Here is a 15,195-nt window from a genome sequence, read left to right on the forward strand (position 1 = left end):
GACCAAGAATATCGAGATCATGTCGCAGCCTGCCTCCACCCTATCCGAAGCTCCGCCTTCCAATCGTTTTGCCCTTGCGGCCCTCCTTCTCGGCGGAGCGGCGATCGGCGGCTCGCCGATCTTCGTCAGGCTGTCCGAGGTCGGGCCGATGGCGACCGCCTTCTGGCGCGTGGCGCTGGCACTGATCCCGATCTTCATCGTCTCGTTGATGAAGAAGGAGAGGGGTCCGAAGCCGCAAAATCTTTCCGACTACGGCATGCTGGTTCTCCCGGGCGTCATGCTGGCGCTCGATCTCGGCGCCTGGCACCTGTCGCTCACCATGACGTCGGTCGCCAATGCGACGCTGCTTGCCAATCTTGCGCCGGTTTTCGTCACGCTGATCGCCTTCCTCTTTTTCAGCGCGCAGATCAGCCGCATCTTCATCCTCGGACTTGCCGTGGCGCTCTGCGGCGTCGTCATTCTGAAGGGCGGGCCGGCAGCCGTCGGCAATGGCGATCTCAGCGGCGACGGCATGGCGATGATCGCCGCCTTCTTCTATGCCTGCTACATCCTGGCGATCGGCAGGCTGCGCAGCCGGTTCGATACGATCCGCATCATGTTGTGGAGCACGGCCTGCGCCGCCGTCTGCATCTTTCCGATCGGCCTCATCTATGAGGGCCATATGCTGCCCGCGACCGTCTATGGCTGGTCGATCGTTTTCGGCCTGGCTTTTATCAGCCATGCCGGCGGGCAGGTGGCGATCACCTATGCGCTCGCCTATCTGCCGCCGGCGTTTTCCTCGCTGACGCTGCTGCTGCAGCCGGTCGTCGCGGCCATCCTCGCCTGGGCGTTGCTGAGCGAGGCGATCGGGGCGATGCAGGCGCTCGGCGGCGCCATCGTGCTTGCCGGCATCATGGTTGCCCGCCGCGGCTGATCGTCAGCGATTTTCCTGCAGCAGCCATTTCTGGATGATCGGAATGTCGGCATCGCCGAGATCGTGGCCGCCGGGGATGACGTCGGAATCGACGGTGGCGCCCGAACTCTTCAGCCTCTCTTCCAGCTCGCTCGCATATTTGCCGTAGGCATCGGTCTTGCCGCTGATGACGAGCAGGTCCGTGCCTTTGAGATCGGCATGCGGATAGTCGCTGAGCACCGGCATGGAGCGCAGCAGCACCGCCTTGTGAACCAGGTTCGGGTGCAGGTAGAGCAGCGAGTTCAACAGGTTGGCGCCATTGGAATATCCGACATAGACGACCTTCTGAGGATCGAGCCCGTAGGATTTGACGGCGCCCTCAATGAAGGCCGCGAAGGCTTCGGCCTCGGTCTTGATGTCGTTCTGGTCGAAGGAGAAGGGGGTGATGCGCTTGTACCAGCGCGGAAAACCTTCTTCCGTTGCCCGGCCGCGCACGCCGAGCAGCGTCGCCCGCGGCGCCGCCTTGTTCAGGAGCGGCATCAGCGTCGTCTCATTGCCGCCGGAACCGTGCAGCAGCACGAAGACGCTGCCATCGGGATCGGGGGGCGTATAGAAGCGATGGACGAATGGCAGCTCGCGATAGTTGACGCGCGGCTGGCCGGGCATCGAAAACTGCGGCAGCACCACCTTCAGGTCATGGAGATTGGTGATGGCTTCGGGCGGGGAGAACAGCTTCGTCCCCAGAGCGGCCTGTTCTTCGTCCACGGTCATGCCGGGCTTGTCGGTGGCAAGCTCCACCAGCGTGCCGCCGGGTTCGCGGGCATAAAGCGATCGGAAATATTTGCGGTCGTGCATGTTGGTCGGCGACGCATGGGTCGCTTCCAATGCCTTGCGCACCGAAAGCAGCGTGTCCTCGTTCGCGGCGCGGAAGGCGACGTGATCGACCGTGCCGGTGCCCGGCGCGCCGGACCAGAAGCCGCGCGCATCGCGCACGTCGATGACGTCGCCGGATTGCGACACCAGCCTGTCGATCGTGCCACGATTGGCCTGGAAGCGATAACCGAAATGGGTCTCGAGGAAGCTGCGGCTTTCGGCAGGCTTCTCCGTCAGCATGGTGGCGCCGCGCACGCGCTGGACGGCATGCTCGACCGGGATCGAGGCGCCGTCCCAGGCGGCCGGCGATGCCAGGGTCTTCGTGCCTGCGAGCTTGAGGATGATGTTGTCGGGGTCCTTCAGCCGCAGCACAGGCTCGCCGAATTCGTCAGCCGGCCCCTCCGAGCGCAGGCCGAAGCTCATGGCGCGCGTCAGCCAGTAGCCGATGCTGGCGGGATCGATCGACAGCGATATTTCGCTGATCTGGCCGAAGCCCACCCGGCCGGGGGCGCCATCTTCCCAGGCGAGAAAGGTGAGGAGGGAACCCGGCGTCCCCGCCGCATCGCCATAGAAGAGATGAAGCTGCGTCGCGTCCTCGTAACCGGCTGTCTGCTTGACGAGCCGCATGCCGAGAAACCCGGCGTAAAAGTCCACGTTCGCCTGCACCTTTCGGGTTACGGCCGTGACGTGATGAATGCCTGATACCATCGAGAGCAGTCCTGATTGAAGCGGCGTCGTCAGGAGCGCGAGTATGAGAGCTGCGAAGGTCATACCGTTGCCAATGACCGTCGCTTAGTTTTGTTCCGCACAAAGTGCAAGCGAATCGCCGCGCTGCAGCAATTCCAAATGTTCGACATCTTCGAGTGCCTCTTCCAGTTGCTGCAGGGTCGGCGGCTTGACCATATAGGCGCGCGCGCCGAGATTTCTGGCCCGCCGCATGTCGGTCTCATCACTTGAGGTGCTGAGGATGCAGACGGGAATTCGCTTGAGGCGGACATCGGCGGAAAGCGCATGCAGCACCTCGAAGCCGTCCATGATCGGCATGTTGATGTCGAGCAGCATCAGGTCGATCTGCGGCACATCGGCGATGCCGGCACGCTCTTCGAGCAGCCGCATCGCCTCGCGTCCATTGGTGGCGACATGCAGGTTGAAATTCACCTTCTCCCGGCGCATCAGCTTGATCTTCAGAATCTGGATGTCGGCCGGGCTGTCTTCCACCAGCAGCACTTCGGCGAGCCTGCCCGAACCTTCGCCTGGCTGCTCCGCCGGCCTGGCGCTGTGCGGGATGGCCGATGCGGCCGGCGGCGCGGGCCTTGCCTCGGCGAGCGGCACTTCGACAACGAAGGTGGCGCCCGGCCCATTTTCCGGCTCGCACCAGATCGAGCCGCCATGCAACTGCGCGATGCGGCGGCAGATGGCAAGGCCGAGCCCGGTGCCTTCGATGCCACGGCCGACGAGGCGCTTGAACGGCTGGAAGATCAGTTCGCGGTGCTCGGGATCAATGCCGGGTCCGTTGTCGCGCACTGTGAGACGGCAGATATCGCGCTGCGCTTGCCCGGTGATGCTGACCTCCGGAACCTTCTGGTCGCAATAGCGGATGGCATTCGACACGAGGTTCTGCAAAAGCTGGGTCAGCAGCGTCGCATCGCCCATCACCTCAGGCAGTGCGCCGCGGATGATGACGGCTCCTCGGCTCTCGGTCTGCTGGCGCAGATTGTCCTCCACCTGGTCGAGCACAGCGGAGAGCGAGACCGGCCTGAGCTCCGGTCCGCCGGAGGCCTCGAGCCTGGTGAAGCCCGAGACCTTGACGATCAGATCTTCCATATGGTCGGCGGCGCTGAGCACGTAATCGAGCAGTTCGCGGTCTTCGGCCGGAAGCGCCGACGACCCGTGCAGGATGCGGCTGAAGGATTTGATCGTCCGCAGCGGCTCCTTCAGATCATGGGCCATGGCGCGCGTGAAGATCTCGAGCGATTGCCGCTTCTGCTCCAGCTTTGCTTCCAGCATGCCGTGCATGATGGCGTTCTGGATGCAGCGATGCAGTGTTTCCGGCGACAGGGAATCCTTTGTCAGATAGTCGCGCGCCCCGCTCTTCATCACCTCGACGGCCACGGTTTCGCTGCCCTGGCCGGTCAGCATGATGACGTTGGCGGCGGGATCGGCCTCCAGGATATCGGCAAGAACGCCGAGACCGTCGCGCCCCGGAAGCGAATAGTCGAGCAGGATGCAGTTCGGCCGTTTCCGGCCGTTCAGCGCCAGGCCCTCTTCACCTGTCTCCGCCTCCACGACCGTATAGGCGGTGCTGGAGACGCGGCCCAATATGCGGCGATAGACCTCGCGATCGTCGATATTGTCGTCGATGATGAGAATGCTGCAGACTTCCGCCAATCTGTCAGTCCTCGAGCGGCAGGATCGCGATTTCGAACCAGTATTCCTTCAGCCGCTGGATCGCAGCGAAGAGCCCGTCCAGATCGACCGGCTTCTGCACATAGGTATTGGCGCCGAGCGCATAGCAGCCTTCGATATCGCGCTCGTCGTCGGAGGTCGTGAGGATCACCACCGGGATCTTGCGCCAGCCGGCGTTCGATTTGATCGCCTCCAGCGTCTTGCGGCCGTCAAGGCCCGGCATGTTGAGATCGAGCAGGATCAGCCCCGGTTTCGGTGCCATCACGCCGAGCATGTCGAGCGCTTCCTGCCCCGAGGCCGCCCAGCGGATCGAGTTGCGCAGGTTGGTGCGTTTGAAGGCGCGCATCGTTGCTTCGAAATCGTCTTCGCTGTCCTCGACGATCAGGATTGGTTGCGTGTCACGCTGCTGCATTCTGCCCCTCGCGCTTTCTTCCCAGGGTGAAATAGAACGTCGTGCCGGCGCCGACCTCGGATTCCAGCCAGATATCGCCATTGTGTCGCGCGATGATCTTGCGAACGAAGGTGAGGCCTGCTCCGGTACCATCTTCGGAATCCTGCGACTTTTCCAGCCTTTTGAAAATGCGGAAAATGTCCTCATGGAATTCCTGGGGTATGCCCTTGCCGTTATCTCTAACGAAAAACACGTTGCGGGCAACCGTGCCGTCCTGGCCGACGAACCGGTCGAGGTAACCGATCGAGACGAGCGGCGCCGGCTTGTCGTTGTATTTGATCGCATTGGTGATGAGATTGCGGAACACTTCGGTCAATCGCGGCGCGTCGCAGACCACGTCCGGCAGCCGGCCGTCGATGATGACCTTGGCATGCCGTTCCTCGAGCAGCAGCTCCATCGTCGCGACGACATCCTTGACGATCAGGCTGATGTCGGTGCGTTTGACTGCCAGTTGCTGCCGCCCGAGCCGGGAGAAATACAGAAGGTCGTTGACGAGTTTCTCCATGCGCTGGCTGAGACGTACGAGCCGGTTCAGCCGGCGTACGCCGTCGACGTCGAGCTTGTCTTCGTAGTCCTCCAGGAGGAAGCGGGAGTGGTTGTGCAGGCCGCGCAGCGGTTCCTTCAGATCATGCGAGGCGATATAGGCGAATTCATCGAGGTCGTGGTTGCTGCGCTCGAGTTCGGCTGTATAGGCCTCGAGCTGGGCAAGCGTCGCCTTCATCCGTTCTTCCTGCCGGACGCGCTCGCTGATATCACGCACGATGCCGACGAAGATCTTCGTATCGCCGGTGACGACGGTGCTGATGGAAACATCGATCGGAAAGACGATGCCGTTCTTGCGGCGTCCGGAGACCATGCGCGTCGTGCCGATGATCCGTTCCTCGCCGGTCTGCCGGTAATGGGCGAGATAGCCGTCGTGCTCGGAATGGTAGGGTTCGGGCATCAGCATCTTGATGTTCCGGCCGATCGTGTCCTGCGGGGAGTAGCCGAACATGCTTTCCGCCGCCGGATTGAAGCTCCTGATCGTTCCACGATCGTCGATGACGACGACGGCATCAGGCGTGCCGCGCAACAACGCGCCGAAGCGGACGCGCTCGGTTTCGAGGTTATAGTTGTTGCGCATGAAATAGAAGACGAGGATCGCGATCAGCCAGAGCGTGGCGGCCGTAATCGTACGGTTGGCGATCTCCTGCCAGAATGTCGCCTCATCGTGCCTGACGGCGAAGAAGCCGAGCATCAGCAGCACGGTGCAGGCAAAGGCGAAGAAAAGCGGCGCGTTCCTGTTGCCGAACCAGAGCGCCGTCAGCACCAGCGGCACGTAGAGAATGCCGTTGGCGACACCCAGCGGCGTATAGAGATCGACGAGAAGGCCGGTGAAGCACACGGCAGCCGGGATCCAGAGCGGGATCTGCGCCCGGTTTGCCGGCTGCATCCACCAGGAGCGGGCGAGAAGCCCCGCGCCGAAGATCACCATGCCGACCGCCGTATGCAGCGCCATCGCTGCATAGGGCCCCCAACGGTAGCCCTGTTCGGCATCGGTGACGTAGCTCGCCAGCGCGATCATGCCGAGCGTCATGACGACGTAGCTCGTCAGCTCCTGCACCACCTGGCTTTTCCTCTCCACCGGAAGCGAAAGCAGCAGCGAAAGATTGGCGATCAGGAAGATCAACGCCGTATTCGGCCCCATGCCGCCGCCGATCTGCACAATGAAAGCGGGGGGAACCAGGAAGCGCGAGATCAACACGTCGACATTGTGGAAAGTCCGGCCGATCGTGACGATTTCCACGAGCCGGGCTGCGGCAAACGCCGCTGCAAGTCCCGCCGTCATCGTAGCCGTTATTCGAAAACGGCGGCCGGTCAGTGTCGAGGCGGCAAGCCCCGTCCCGGAAAGCACGAAGCAGAGCGCAGTGTTGAAGGCCATCGACGGAAAGCCGGGAACCAGCGAAATGATGATCTCGACCTGCAGCAGCCAGCCGGCAAGGGCGGTCACGCCGAGAAGGACCATCAGGCAGCCGACGGCAATCGCAAAGGCACGGTAGTGCCGCCTTCGCTGGTCCTGCAGGTCCACGTCGCTGCTATCCTGCACCCGCCTATTCTCCTTGGTTTGCGCGGTCATTTTTTCCGAAATCAACGAATACTCAATAGGCAAAGGGAAGGCGATGCCGCGCTTTTTGCGAAATGCCTTGCGGTAATATATATCGAATTTTCGTGAAACCGCGGTATCGTGATTTCTAAGGACAGCGACGTTCGTTCGAACAATATCCAATCACGGTGATGGATGCCGACCCTATTTTACGTCGATGACAGCAGGGATGACCTCTTTTATCTCGACTATATCAGCCGGAAGCAGCAGATAGACGTCGATCTATTCTGCTTTTCGACAGCCGATATGGCGCTGGAGGCGTTGGAGGCGCGCGCGGCGGAAGGCAAGGCCGTGCCCGATCTGTTGATCACCGATCTCTACATGCCGCTCGATAGCGGCACTGGCCTGGTGCTGAGCCTGCGCCGGGATGTTCGGTTCAAGTCGATGCGGCTTGCGATCTGCAGCGGATCGGATGCCGATGAGGATCGCGCGCGTGCGCTTGAGGCCGGCGCCGATTTCTATCTCGAAAAACCCCTTGACCTTGCCGCACTCATTCTCAATCTTGAAGTGTAGGAAACGACGTCAGTCCGGCGGCCTGTTTTCTGCCGCTTGCCTGGAGCATCCGACAAACCGCAATTGACAAGGTCGGGGGCGCAACACAAGATGCAACCGAAGCGAAGGAAATGGAACGCAAAATAAGCGCTGAGAGAACCGATGAACCCGCGTTCGCCGCCACGAACATCAGCCAACCCCTTAGCTGAATGGGTCTATCGGTTCTCTCGCGCTTACGTCTGGCACTGCCTTCTCGCATTCATGGATGTTGAACACGAGAAGATTTACGATACCCAGGTAAGAACTACTGCCCCTCAGTAAAATCTGCCCGTGCATCACCTGTAGTTGAGATAATTGATGATTTCCGCCTTAAATATCGAAAGTCCCCGTTTTCGATATCTCTCATCAAGTTGTCTCGCAATTTTTGTAGCTCTTCGCGTCTAAGACGTATATCCCAAGATTTCGGGATCGGAGGCATCGGCGGGAGGAGAGGAAGAGTGGGAATGAACAATGCCCCGGCAATTCCCTTTCACGCCGGACCGGAACTGAGCCGGGCGATCAACCGCACCGATTTTTTCCGTCTGCTGAAGTCGGCGGCGCAGCATTACAACTTCGACAATTTCGCGCTTGCCCGCATTTCCGAGGCTTCAGCTCCTTTCGGTGAACGCGATATTGTCATCACCAATGTTGCCGAGCGGCGTGTCGGCCTTTTCATCACCACATTGAAGGAAGCGCTCGGGACCGTCCGGGCAAAGTCCGCCCAGTTCCTGGCAACGCCGGTCCATGGCCGGAGCGCGCAGCCGGAAGATCATCCCTCCGAGCTGGTTTTCAACGAGTTCCTGAGCGGCGTCTTTCTGTTCATCCCGCTGTTCACGCCGGAAGGGCGGCGCTATTGCCTCGTGCTCAGCGGCGAGCGTCAGGAGCCCGATCAGAGTGAGATCGCCGACATGCTTCTCGATGCCATGCGCATTTTCGACAAGCTCTACGAGGAAATCCTGACGCCGGAAATGTCCGGACGGCTGACGCAGCGCGAATCGGAAATCGTCAAATGGACGAGCGAAGGCAAGACGTCGGCGGAGATCGCCATCATTCTCGGTCTCTCCGAACATACGGTCAATTCGCACATCACCGCGGCCGCGCGCAAACTCGACGCCGTCAACCGCGTTCATATGGTGGCGATCGCCTTGAGGAATGGTTTGGTGTCGTGAAGTTGGTTTCGGGATTGGGGAAATGAGACGATGATCACCGAAACGGGCCGAAGGAACGCCGTCAAGGTTCTGTTTGTCGACGACGAATTCATCGAATTCCGCGCGCTCAAGAAGAAGATCGCCGATCTCTCCGAGCCGGCCGTCGAGGTCGAATATTCGCCTTCGATCGGTGACGCGCTGGAAAAGATCCGCTTGGAGCGATTCGATCTCATCCTGCTCGACAACCGCCTTCTGCCGAACGCCGATTTCCGCGAAACGGTGCCGGAACTGCGCGGCATCGGCTACACCGGACCGATCGGCGTCGTCTCGACCGATATATCGGGTGGCTATTTCCAGGAATTCCCGGATTACGGCGTCGATTTCCGTATCGGCAAGGACGAAATCGATGCGCAGACGCTGCAGCACATCATCCGCGAATATGTGACCTATGACGTCCCGGATTTCTGGAAGGACGACTACAGCATCTAGAGCAATTCCAGGAAAAGTGCGAAGCGGTTTTGCCGGGAATTGCGTAAAAACAAAAGGATAGAGCGGTTCGGCGCTCCCTTAAAAGCTGAACTGCTTTAGAGCAATTTCCAGCAAAACCACTGCACGCTTCTGCTGGAAGTTGCTGATTTCAAGCAATAGGAAGGCGGACGATGAAGCGGCTGCCGCTTTCATCCGAATGCTCGAGGCTGATATCGCCGCCCAGCGCCGTCAGAAACTCCCGCGCCGTCGTCAATCCGAGACCGGCGCCCTGAACCGCTCCCGCTTTCGGCAATTTCCAGAAGGGCTCGAATATCCGCTCCCGATAGGCCGAATCGATGCCCGTGCCATTGTCGGAGATGCGGATAAACCAATCGGTGCCCTCTCGCACTGCCGCAATCGTCACATGCGGTGGCGCTTCGCTGCGATAGGTGAGGGCGTTGGTCAGCAGATGCCGCAGCACCAGCCCGAGCAGGGCAGGATCGGTCCGGATGGAGGGCAGGCCTACGCTTTCAAGCGTCGCGCCGCGAACCTCTGTCTCGTCGGTCAACTCGCCCCAGATATTGTCGGCCAGCGCCTGCAGATCCACCTCTTCAGGCGTCACCTGGGGCGTTCCGCCGGCAAGGCTCATCAATGCCTTGGTGAGGCGCTGCGCGGCTTGCGCTTTCTCCAGGATCATCCTGAGGCTCTGCAACTGTTCGCCGTCGAGCGTCTCCTCGAGATCGTCGAGCAACAGCTCGGCATACATGGCGATGTGGCGCAGCGGCGATTGCAGGTCATGCGAGGCGGTCGCGAGAAAACGCTTGATGCGCTCCTCGCTGTCGCCGGCGACAGCGGTTTCCGGCGGTCTTGTCGGGTTGGATGACATCTGGCGGCTTCCCCGATCTCAATGACAGCGCCGCGTCTCTTCAGGTGCGCAAAGGACGCGGTAACACTTTGAATTGGCACATAATGCAGTCGCCGACAATAGAAAGAGGGCGCCGGCTCTGCAACCGGCGCCCTCTTCAAGGATACGTTAACAACGAGATTCTCAGGTCGCCGATTTGCGCGGGCGGCCCTGTTCTGGCGGGATGATTTCGACTGCCGCATCGGTTGCCGGTGCCGCCTTGGCATGGCGGCGGCGCCAGTCGCCGAGGAAGAGCAGGATCGGCGCCGCGATGAAGATCGAAGAGGCGCCGGCCACGAGAATGCCGAAGACCATCGGGATCGCGAAGCTCGAGACCGCGCTGCCGCCCCAGATCGCCATCGGCACCAGGGCGAGGAAGGCCGTCGCATTGGTATAGAGGCTTCGTGCCAGGGTCTCGTTGATCGACTTGTCGATGATCTCGCGCAGCGGCATCGACTTATAGAGCCGCATGTTTTCGCGCATGCGGTCATAGACGACGACCTTGTCGTTCACCGAGTAGCCGACGAGCGTCAGGATGGCGGCGATGGCCGTCAAATTGAAGTCGAGGCCGGTGATTGCGAAGAAGCCGATCGCCTTGGTGACATCGAGCACCAGCGTGACGATGGCGCCGACGGCAAACGGCCATTCGAACCGCACCCAGATGTAGATCAGCATCGCAAAGCTTGCGATGACGACCGACAGGATGCCGGCCCAGGCAAGCTCGCCGCTGACCTTCGGACCGATGACATCGGTGCCTTCGACGGTGGCCTTCGGGTCGAGCTTGATGACTTCGGCCTTCAGCTTGGTCACGGCAGCCGTCTGTGCCTCTTCGCCGCCTTCCTGCCGTTGGGCGCGCACGAGAATGCTGTTGTTGTCGCCGAAGGACTGCAGCGAGATTTCGCCGAGGCCGAGGCTGTTCAGCCCCTCGCGGAAGGTTCCGAGATCGGCCGGGGCACTGGTCCTGACCGACATCTGGATGCCGCCGCGGAAATCGACGCCGTAGTTGAGGCCGGGGTGAATGAACAGCACGACCGAGGCAATCGACAGGAGCGCCGAAACGGTGACGCCGAAGAAGCGCGCCTTCATGAACTGGATATGCTTGTCATAGGGGCTGAACGGGATCAGCGGCCTGATGTTCAGCACCTTCAGCCTCTGGCGGCGGGTGATCTCGATCATCGCGACGCGCACGAAGGCGACCGAGGTGAACATCGAGATGATCAGGCCGAGCGCCATGGTCACGGCAAAGCCGCGAACCGGTCCGGAGCCGAAGTAGAACAGGATGGCCGCAGCGATCAGGGCCGTCATGTTGCCGTCGATGATGGTCGAATAGGCACGGCGGAAGCCGGTGTCGATGGCGGCGAAGGCGCTCTTGCCCTTGCGCGTTTCTTCGCGGATGCGCTCGTTGATCAGAACGTTGGCGTCAACAGCAAGGCCGATGCCGAGAACGACACCGGCGATGCCCGGCAGCGTCAGCGTCGCACCGACCAGCGTCAGGGCGGAGAAGGTCAGGATCGTGTGAATCAACAGGGCGACATTCGCCAGCACGCCCCAGGTGCCATAGAGAATGAAGATGAAGAGTGCGACGAGAGCAAAACCGACGATGCCGGAATAAATACCCATCTTGATCGCATCGGCGCCGAGGTCGGCGCCGACGGTGCGTTCCTCGATGACGGTCAGTTTGGCGGGCAGGGCGCCGGCGCGCAGCATGGCGGCAAGCGTCGTGGCGCTGTCGGCCGAGAAGTTGCCGGAGATCTGGCCGGAACCGCCGGTGATCGGCTCGCGGATGACGGGGGCGCTCAGCACCTTGTCGTCGAGGACGATGGCGAAGGGATTGCCGACGTTCTGGCGGGTGATGTCGGCAAAGCGGGTGGCGCCGGCGCTGTCGAAGCGGAAGCTGACGATCGGCTCATGCGTGTTGGGGTCGAAGCTGACGCGAGCATCCGAAAGGCGGTCGCCGGAGATTTCGACGCGATCGAGGACCGGATAGGACCGGCCTTCATCGTCCTTCAGCATGGTCACGCCAGGTCCCGGCTGGTTGTTCGGCGCCAGCATGTGGAACGACATCTTGGCCGTGGAGCCGAGAAGTTCGCGCAGGCGCGACGGATCCTGTGCACCCGGAAGCTGGACGAGCACGCGGTTGGCGCCGATGCGCTGGATCGTCGGCTCGGAGACGCCGACCTGGTCGACGCGCTGTCGGATGACTTCGAGGCTCTGCTGAACGGCGTTGTCGACATTGGCGGAAATGCCGGCCGGCGAGAAGCCGACGGTGATCGTGGCGCCGCTTGCGGCGACATCAAGATCGGCCTGGCCGGCGCTGAGACCGGTGCTGATCGGGTTGGCGAGCGTCTTGAGTTCGGTGACGGCGGCATCGCTCTGCGCGGCGTCGGCGAGTGTTACGACGATCTGGTTCTGGCTGCGGACCACGGCTTTCGGCTGGATGCCCTTTTCGCGCAGCACGCGGCGCGCGTCCTGAAGCAGCGATTGCAGCCGCTCCTTCGTCAGGTCGGCTTCGTCGACTTCGAGAACGAGGTGCGAGCCGCCGCGAAGGTCGAGGCCAAGCGACACCTGCTCATGCGGCAGCCATGCCGGAATACGCTGGAGGGTGGATTGCGGCAGGACGTTCGGCAGGGCGATCAATAGGCCGAGAAGGATGATCACCGTATAGGTGAACACCAGCCATGGTGAAGTACGCATGTTGTATTCCTTGATATCGAGGGCCGGCGCTCGGGCGCTGGCGGCATGTCGTCAATGGTCGGTCGGAGCGCCGATCGGCGCAAACCTCAGGCAGCGGCGGGCGGTGCGCGCGGCTGATGGGTCCTGGAGACTGCGGCGCGAAGCGAGGCTTCGAATGCCGGAAAAGCGGCTGGCATGGTCCAGCCGGCGAAATCGAGAGCCGGGGCGACGGCAAGGGCAGGCGATCCGGCGTCATGCGCCGCCTGCTTCGGCGCAAGCCTGCGCTCGGTGGCAAGCAATCCGCGCACGGCATCGCGCGCGGTCAGCTGCGGCGGCTGCGGATCCCGCTCGGAAGAGGAGAGTGTGTTGACGGTGACAACAGGCGAGATGATCAGGTTGCCGCCGAGAAGCAGGCCGAGATAGGCAAGAATGGCGACGAGGAGGGAGGCGGCGATACGGCCCGTCAGACGGCGCTGCTCCAGCTCCATCTTCTCCGTCCCGGCGATGTCACTCCCGTATCGGCTCAAAAGCGCGCCAATCTCTCATTCTTTTTCCGGCGGAGGCTCATCCGCAGGCATAATTGTATCAGGCCCAAGTCCGTCTTCATAGGGCACACTCTCATGATGCACTTGGGCGAGCCGGTCAACCATGCCAAGCGCGATTTCGCGCTCGCCCATGATGACGGTGTCGGCGCCATATTGCTTCAATTCATCGACCTCTGCATCGGAATGGGCGCGGGCGACGATGAGGATCGATGGATTGACGCTGCGCGCCTGCTCGGCGATGCGGCAGGCCTCGAAAGCATTCGGGATGGCGATGGCAATGCTGCGGGCGCCGGAGAGATTGGCAAGGTCGAGCGTCTCCCGCATCACCGCATTGCCCGCCAGGGTTTCGATACCCTGCACCTTCAGCTCGCAGATGCGCTTATCGGAGTCCTCAATGACGAGAAAAGGTGTGGCTGACGACTTGAGATTCTGTCCGACGATGCTGCCAACCCGTCCGTAGCCAACGAGAATGGCGTGGCCGCTGAGAGCAGTCGGGTGCACCTCGTCGTCTTCAGACGGCATCTCCTCCTGGGCTGCTATCGCATCTGCAGCGGGAGCAGGGTCGGCCACGACGTCTTCGCGCTTTGCACCATCCAGCAGCGGCCGCATGCGGTCGCAGAGGAAGAACAGCAGCGGATTGAGGATGATCGAAATGATGGCGCCGGCCAGGATCAGGTCGCGGCCTTCCTCCGGCAGCAGCCCGAGTTCGACGCCGAGAGCGGCGAGGATGAAGGAGAACTCGCCGATCTGGCCGAGGCTGGCCGAGATCGTCAACGCCGTGCCGAGCGGCTTCTTGAAGGCGAGCACGATCAGCAGGGCGGCGACGGACTTGCCGATGACGATGATGAAGATGGTGGCCAGAATCGGCAGCGGCTTGTCGATCAGGATATTCGGATCGAACAGCATGCCGACCGAGACGAAGAACAACACGGCGAAGGCATCGCGCAGCGGCAGGCTTTCCTGCGCGGCGCGATGGCTGAGTTCGCTTTCGGCCAGCACCATGCCGGCAAAGAAGGCGCCGAGCGCCAGCGACACGCCGAAGAGCTTCGCCGCGCCGAAGGCGACGCCGAGCGCGATCGCCAGCACGCCGAGCCGGAAGAGCTCGCGCGAACCGGTATGGGCGATGCGGTGCATCGTCCAGGGAATGAGCTTGCGGCCGAAGACCAGCATCAGCGCCACGAACAACGCCACCTTCACCAGCGTCATGGCGATCATGCCGCCGATGCCGAGATCGAGGTCGAACAGGCGGCTGAGTGCGGCCGAGAGCGGCTCGACAGGAGCGTGGCCCTCGCCGCCGATGCTGGCGGCGGCCGGGATCAGCACCAGCGCCAGCACCATGGCGAGATCCTCGACGATCAGCCAGCCGACGGCGATCCTGCCGCGCTCCGTCTCGACCAGCCGCCGCTCCTGCAGCGCCTTCAACAGCACGACGGTGGAGGCGACCGAAAGCGCCAGGCCGAAGACCAGGCTGCCGCCGGTCGGCCAGCCCATGAAGGCGCCGAGTCCCCAACCGAGCAGTGTCGCAAAGGCGATCTGCACGATCGCGCCGGGCACGGCGATGCCGCGCACCGACAGCAGGTCTTTCAGGGAGAAATGCAGCCCGACGCCGAACATCAGCAGGATGACGCCGATTTCGGCCAACTCCGGCGCAAGGTTCTGATCCGCCACATAACCCGGCGTATGTGGCCCCACAAGCACGCCGGCGATGAGATAACCGACGAGCGGCGGCATCCGCAGCCGATGGGCGAAGGCGCCGAAGATGAAAGCCAGCACGAGGCCGCCGACGATTGTCGAAATCAAGGGCGTATCGTGTGGCATCGTCGTCTCCCGATCTGGAAATCCCGTTCGTAATATGACATATATGGTCTATATCGACCAATATGGGCAACTTAAAATCATGGGTCAAGGCGCACGGGAAACAATTCTTACTCCCGCTCTCTGCCGCGCGGCACGCGGCCTGCTCGACTGGACCCAGACCGATCTTGCCGAAAGGGCCGCGGTCTCGCGCAGCACCATTCGCGACTACGAGGGAAGGCACCACGACATCCACCGCGCGACGGAGGCGCAGCTGCGCCTCGCCTTCGAGGAGGGCGGCGTCAAATTCGTCGAGATCGAGGGAGCGGGCACCGGTCTCTGCCTGCCCAATCCAGCCGGCTGAATC

At 62.0% G+C, this 15,195-nt stretch carries 13 protein-coding genes; 5 read left to right on the forward strand and 8 right to left on the reverse strand.

Going from position 1 to position 15,195, the window contains the following annotated elements; all coding sequences use genetic code 11:
- The first annotated feature begins 19 nt into the window (after positions 1 to 19).
- A complete protein-coding gene (locus tag NE851_RS13370; RefSeq protein WP_097596020.1) occupies positions 20 to 913 on the forward strand; it encodes a DMT family transporter in 894 nt (297 codons plus the stop codon).
- Between the two features lie 3 nt (positions 914 to 916).
- On the opposite strand, the gene NE851_RS13375 is transcribed toward NE851_RS13370, so the two are convergent.
- The 4 genes from NE851_RS13375 to NE851_RS13390 are packed head-to-tail and all read right to left on the reverse strand — an operon-like array spanning position 917 to position 6,708.
- Positions 917 to 2,536, reverse strand: coding sequence for a VOC family protein (locus tag NE851_RS13375; RefSeq protein ID WP_183906336.1), 1,620 nt, complete (start codon positions 2,534 to 2,536; stop codon positions 917 to 919).
- A 21-nt stretch (positions 2,537 to 2,557) separates the two neighbouring features.
- The gene (locus NE851_RS13380; protein WP_028755582.1) at positions 2,558 to 4,153 is read right to left on the reverse strand and encodes a response regulator; all 1,596 of its coding nucleotides are present in this window, start codon (positions 4,151 to 4,153) and stop codon (positions 2,558 to 2,560) included.
- Positions 4,154 to 4,157: 4 nt separating this feature from the next.
- Complete coding sequence (locus NE851_RS13385; protein WP_028755581.1) at positions 4,158 to 4,583, reverse strand: response regulator; 426 nt, start codon at positions 4,581 to 4,583, stop codon at positions 4,158 to 4,160.
- The gene (locus tag NE851_RS13390; protein WP_028755580.1) at positions 4,570 to 6,708 is read right to left on the reverse strand and encodes a sensor histidine kinase; all 2,139 of its coding nucleotides are present in this window, start codon (positions 6,706 to 6,708) and stop codon (positions 4,570 to 4,572) included. Before NE851_RS13390 ends, NE851_RS13385 begins: the two co-directional genes overlap by 14 nt.
- Before the next feature lie 192 nt (positions 6,709 to 6,900).
- On the opposite strand from NE851_RS13390, the gene NE851_RS13395 reads away from it, so the two are divergent.
- From NE851_RS13395 to NE851_RS13405, 3 genes are all read left to right on the forward strand, one after another.
- Positions 6,901 to 7,278, forward strand: coding sequence for a response regulator (locus tag NE851_RS13395; protein WP_047615205.1), 378 nt, complete (start codon positions 6,901 to 6,903; stop codon positions 7,276 to 7,278).
- A 482-nt stretch (positions 7,279 to 7,760) separates the two neighbouring features.
- Positions 7,761 to 8,465, forward strand: coding sequence for a helix-turn-helix transcriptional regulator (locus NE851_RS13400; protein WP_028755578.1), 705 nt, complete (start codon positions 7,761 to 7,763; stop codon positions 8,463 to 8,465).
- 30 nt (positions 8,466 to 8,495) lie between these two features.
- Entirely contained in the window at positions 8,496 to 8,933 is a 438-nt protein-coding gene (locus tag NE851_RS13405) for a response regulator (protein ID WP_028755577.1), read from the forward strand.
- 148 nt (positions 8,934 to 9,081) lie between these two features.
- On the opposite strand, the gene NE851_RS13410 is transcribed toward NE851_RS13405, so the two are convergent.
- The 4 genes from NE851_RS13410 to ybaL all read right to left on the reverse strand — a co-directional run bounded on the left by NE851_RS13410 (position 9,082) and on the right by ybaL (position 14,852).
- Complete coding sequence (locus NE851_RS13410) at positions 9,082 to 9,798, reverse strand: sensor histidine kinase (protein WP_168332640.1); 717 nt, start codon at positions 9,796 to 9,798, stop codon at positions 9,082 to 9,084.
- Between the two features lie 162 nt (positions 9,799 to 9,960).
- Positions 9,961 to 12,510 carry a protein translocase subunit SecD gene (gene secD, locus NE851_RS13415; RefSeq protein ID WP_047613572.1) on the reverse strand — a complete coding sequence of 850 codons (2,550 nt, stop codon included), beginning with the start codon at positions 12,508 to 12,510 and terminating at the stop codon, positions 9,961 to 9,963.
- 86 nt (positions 12,511 to 12,596) lie between these two features.
- The gene (locus NE851_RS13420; protein ID WP_047613573.1) at positions 12,597 to 12,977 is read right to left on the reverse strand and encodes a hypothetical protein; all 381 of its coding nucleotides are present in this window, start codon (positions 12,975 to 12,977) and stop codon (positions 12,597 to 12,599) included.
- Positions 12,978 to 13,031: 54 nt separating this feature from the next.
- Positions 13,032 to 14,852: a YbaL family putative K(+) efflux transporter gene (ybaL, locus tag NE851_RS13425; RefSeq protein WP_183908772.1), complete on the reverse strand. Its 1,821-nt coding sequence runs from the start codon at positions 14,850 to 14,852 to the stop codon at positions 13,032 to 13,034.
- A 34-nt stretch (positions 14,853 to 14,886) separates the two neighbouring features.
- Between ybaL and NE851_RS13430 the strand changes: the two genes are divergently transcribed.
- Entirely contained in the window at positions 14,887 to 15,192 is a 306-nt protein-coding gene (locus NE851_RS13430) for a helix-turn-helix transcriptional regulator (RefSeq protein ID WP_028755572.1), read from the forward strand.
- Positions 15,193 to 15,195: the final 3 nt, after the last annotated feature.

The sequence above is a fragment of the Rhizobium anhuiense bv. trifolii genome, assembly GCF_024346605.1.
Lineage (GTDB): Bacteria > Pseudomonadota > Alphaproteobacteria > Rhizobiales > Rhizobiaceae > Rhizobium > Rhizobium anhuiense.

What these genes read in the sequence shown, in the direction of transcription:
- NE851_RS13370 (WP_097596020.1), top strand. Translation starts at nt 20, where the DNA reads ATGTCGCAGCCTGCCTCCACCCTATCCGAAGCTCCGCCTTCCAATCGT.
- NE851_RS13375 (WP_183906336.1), bottom strand. Translation starts at nt 2,536, where the DNA reads ATGACCTTCGCAGCTCTCATACTCGCGCTCCTGACGACGCCGCTTCAA.
- NE851_RS13385 (WP_028755581.1), bottom strand. Translation starts at nt 4,583, where the DNA reads ATGCAGCAGCGTGACACGCAACCAATCCTGATCGTCGAGGACAGCGAA.
- NE851_RS13395 (WP_047615205.1), top strand. Translation starts at nt 6,901, where the DNA reads ATGCCGACCCTATTTTACGTCGATGACAGCAGGGATGACCTCTTTTAT.
- NE851_RS13400 (WP_028755578.1), top strand. Translation starts at nt 7,761, where the DNA reads ATGAACAATGCCCCGGCAATTCCCTTTCACGCCGGACCGGAACTGAGC.
- NE851_RS13405 (WP_028755577.1), top strand. Translation starts at nt 8,496, where the DNA reads ATGATCACCGAAACGGGCCGAAGGAACGCCGTCAAGGTTCTGTTTGTC.
- NE851_RS13410 (WP_168332640.1), bottom strand. Translation starts at nt 9,798, where the DNA reads ATGTCATCCAACCCGACAAGACCGCCGGAAACCGCTGTCGCCGGCGAC.
- secD (WP_047613572.1), bottom strand. Translation starts at nt 12,510, where the DNA reads ATGCGTACTTCACCATGGCTGGTGTTCACCTATACGGTGATCATCCTT.
- NE851_RS13420 (WP_047613573.1), bottom strand. Translation starts at nt 12,977, where the DNA reads ATGGAGCTGGAGCAGCGCCGTCTGACGGGCCGTATCGCCGCCTCCCTC.
- ybaL (WP_183908772.1), bottom strand. Translation starts at nt 14,852, where the DNA reads ATGCCACACGATACGCCCTTGATTTCGACAATCGTCGGCGGCCTCGTG.
- NE851_RS13430 (WP_028755572.1), top strand. Translation starts at nt 14,887, where the DNA reads ATGACATATATGGTCTATATCGACCAATATGGGCAACTTAAAATCATG.